General features: G+C 32.2%; 2 protein-coding genes. Both read left to right on the top strand.

From position 1 onward, the window contains the following. Positions 1-216 precede the first annotated feature (216 nt). The gene (trxB, locus tag CLORY_RS22510) at positions 217-1,155 is read left to right on the top strand and encodes a thioredoxin-disulfide reductase (RefSeq protein WP_079428787.1); all 939 of its coding nucleotides are present in this window, start codon (positions 217-219) and stop codon (positions 1,153-1,155) included. 460 nt (positions 1,156-1,615) lie between these two features. Further along, a complete protein-coding gene (gene helD / locus CLORY_RS22505; protein ID WP_079428785.1) occupies positions 1,616-3,913 on the top strand; it encodes an RNA polymerase recycling motor HelD in 2,298 nt (765 codons plus the stop codon). Positions 3,914-4,142 lie beyond the last annotated feature (229 nt).

The following is a 4,142-nucleotide window of genomic DNA, read 5'->3' as shown; positions in this document are numbered from 1 at the left end:
ATTTATTTATGTGGCTAAACGTATAATTACAATTTTATAAGACATAATACAAGGATGTTGTAATTTCGCTTCTTATAATATTTATAGTTTTTCATAATAGGGACAATTTTAATCATCAATTTAAATAATTAAGTAATAATAATTGTCAAATAATATAAATATATATATACTAAACTTATATATGTGCATAAATATATTAATAAGGAGCTGAGAGCTATGAGTAAAGAAATAAAAAACGTTGATATGGTGATAATTGGCGGAGGACCTGCGGGCATAACAGCTGCAATATATGCAGCAAGAGCTAAGATGAATATGATACTGTTAGAAAATCAGATTTTAGGTGGTCAGGTTAGATCAAGTTATACAATTGAGAATTATCCAGGTTTTAAGAATATTGAAGGTAGCGAGTTAGCAGATTTAATGGTGGAACAGGCCAGAAATTTAGGAGCCAATATCGATGAAGCTGACCCATTAGTTAATGTTAAGCTTTCAGATGAGCACAAAGAGATTGAGACAGATAAATATATATATATTACTCAATCAGTTATAATAGCTACTGGAGCCACACCAAGAAAACTTCCTATAAAAAATGAGGAAAAATTCAACGGAAAGGGAGTACATTATTGTGCAGTATGTGATGGAGCGGTATATGGAGGCAGTGTGATTGGTGTAGTAGGCGGCGGAAATTCAGCACTTGAAGAGGCTCTTTTCCTAACTAAGTTTGCTTCGAAAGTAATAATGATAAGAAGATATGATTACTTTAATGGAGAGAAGACTACTATGGAAGAAGTGCTTAAAAATCCTAAAATTGAAATCATGTATAAATGGGAATTGGTTGATGTTGATGGAGATAGATTTGTAGAGAGAGCCATAATAAAGAATACAGACACAGGAGAACAAAAGGAGCTTCAACTTGATGCTGTGTTTGGATATATAGGTACAGAACCTAAGACAGAACTATTTAAAGATTATATAACATTAGATGATAGAAAATATATTATTACAAATGAAAATATGGAAACTAATATTAGGGGAGTATATGCAGCAGGTGATATTAGGCAGAAACAATTTAGGCAGATAACTACTGCAGTAGCAGATGGCACCATAGCAGCTTTAGCGGCAGAAAAGTATATAGCCGGCTTAAAGAAGATATGATGCTTATGGATATCAAGTAAAAACGGTACAGCGTATTTACGAAGAAGTTAAAAAGAGATAGTAATATACTTTGAAGTTAGTGAATTAAGATAAAAAGGGAATAGAATTAATAAAATAAAAGTATTATGTAAAAATTAAGAGTTAGGGCATTAAAAATGGTTACACCCGACGGAGGCATTTGGAGTGAATTTAGCAATTACCCATGTCTTTTAGGCAAATTTCCGTTAAGATGGCGAATTGTTTGAGGCGTAGCCGAGTTGTAGCCGAGTTATGAGCCATTAGGAAATTTGCCTAAAAGATGTGGTGTAATTGCTTAATGAACGTAACCGGCCGACATAGGGTGTAACCATTTTTTATATTCGTAAGTTATTAAAAGAAATGATGATATTTTTTAAAATATATTATAAAATAGATAAGTAAAACGAAGATATATATCGCCGATTTAAGGGGGAATGCATCGATGGCAATAAAGACAGACGAATTTATTAATGAAGAAAAAATTCTTCAAAATACAAATAATTGGATGGATAAACAGCTTGAGAAAATGGAAAAGAATAATATCCAATTAGAAAACAAGTTAGCAGAATTAAAAAAACAGTCCAAAGGTGCTTATAGTTATGACGTTGAAACTACTACAAATTTATATAATATTACAAGCAAGATATTGAATAATTACAAAGAAGTAAAAGATAAGCCTTACTTTGCAAGAATAGATTTTGAAGAGATTACCAAAAGAAATAAGGAGAGCTTTTATATAGGAAAGATTGGGCTTATGGACGAGGTGTCTGGAGAGGAAGTAGTGGTAGACTGGAGAGCCCCTATAGCAGATTTGTATTACAATAGTACATCGGGGAGAAGCTATTATGAGGCTCCTATAGGCAAAATCGAGGGAGAACTTCTGCTCAAAAGAAAATTTGTAATCAAGGATAGAAAGTTGATTGATGCCTTTGATGAGGGAATTGATCAAATCATTCTAAAGAGTAAGTCAGATGAGGATGGAAATACTCTTCAAGATGAATTTTTAAGAATCAATCTGGAAGAAGGAGTGAATGGAAAACTTAAGGATATAGTTGCTACAATACAGAAGGAGCAGAATGAGGTTATAAGAGCGGAAAGAGGCAAAGGACTCATTGTTCAAGGGTCTGCTGGATCTGGTAAAACTACTATTGCTTTGCATAGATTAGCGTACCTTTTGTATAAATATAGGAACAAAATATCTGGTAAAAATGTACTTGTTATTGCACCGAATAAACTTTTTTTAGATTACATATCAGATATTCTTCCTAACTTAGGAGTTGAAGACGTAAAACAGAAAACCTTTGAAGAACTTGCATTAGAAATTCTTAAAGTTAAGCTGAAAATTAATCCTAAAGATAAAAAGCTGGCGTACATAATAGAAAACAATGATGTTGAAACTATAGGCTTTATTAAAGATAGCAGCAGTTTTAAAAGCTCAATGCAATTTAAAGAATGCATCGATAGATATATAGAGTATATAGAGAGCTATGATATGGATTATGAAGACATAATAGTAGATGGATATGTAATAATTAAAGGTGATGATATAAAACGACTCTTTACTGAGGATTTGGCTCATAATGTAATAAATAAAAGAAAACAGGAAATTAAAAGATATCTTTTTAATAAAATAGATAACAAAATTGCCAACATATCTGCTGATATAGAGAAACAGTACTATGTGAAGATAAATAAGGTGAGAGCTTCGAAGGAGGATGGACCAGATAGGCGTAAGGAACTTACAGAGCTTTATGATGAAAGAGATGCTAAGATAGCTGCTGTGAAAGCCGACATTAAAGCAAAATTAAATGAATATGTAAATGAATGGGGTAATGAAGACGTAGTACATCTTTATGAAAGGCTTTTCGTGAATGAAAAGATATTTAATCGAGTTATTGGTGACAAGGTAACTGGTGAATTGGCAGAATATATGAGAAAAAAGTTTACAGAAAACATGCAGGATAAAGTTATAGATAGTGATGATTTAGCTGCTATGATTTATCTTAAATTCCGCATAAAGGGGATTGAAGACAAGTATAAGTATCAGCACATAGTTATTGATGAAGCACAGGATTATAGTTTCTTTGAACTGCTGGCATTAAGACAGATGGCTATTGGAGATTCTTTTACTATCGTTGGAGACACAGGACAGAGCATATATTACTACAAAGGTATTAATGATTGGAAACCACTTGTTGAGAGGGTTTTTAATAAGGATGTAACTTATACGGAACTTACACAAAGCTATAGATCTACAGTTGAAATTGTTAATTTTGCTAATAGGGTACTTAGAAAGCAGGAGAATAGTCTTGAACCTGCAAAACCAGTATTGAGACATGGTAAAGAGCCTAGCATTATTAAATATGATAGCAAGGAAGAATTATGCAGCATTCTGGACGATATAGTTAAAGACATGACTTCAATAAATAAAAAGAATATTGCTATTATATGTAAGGACTATAATCAGTGTAATAGAATAAAGAATATATTGGCAAAAGCAAGCAAGAATAAGTGGAAACTTATAAAAGATACTGATAAAAAAATAAGTTTAGATAAGATTATATTACCTTCCTATATGACTAAAGGTTTGGAATTTGATTGTGCCATAGTGATGGATTGTGATAATGATAATTATGGAGATAATGAGCTTGATAAGAGACTGCTTTATGTGGTACTAACAAGAGCTTTGCACAGAGTTTACATAATGCATAACAAACCATTGTCAGCTTTGCTTGAGTAAAAGTTTAAATAAATTGCGAACCAGCAATAGGAGCGTTGACCGCTCGGTCAACGCTCCCTGCGGGCTCTGTAAATTATATAGATTGCTAGTTTTAAAGTACCGTCTCTAAAATTTCTACACGTTAATTTTACAGACGTTATTTGATGAAGTTGTATCTTTAATTTTTCTTCGTAGATTATTAAGTGTGATCTTAATTATAAAGAGAGTTAAAGGCTTCTCTTCAATATGG

The organism is Clostridium oryzae, from assembly GCF_002029235.1.
GTDB lineage: Bacteria > Bacillota > Clostridia > Clostridiales > Clostridiaceae > Clostridium_AE > Clostridium_AE oryzae.
Note: the sequence above shows the minus strand (reverse complement) of the source record. Positions and strands in the feature narration are given on the sequence as shown.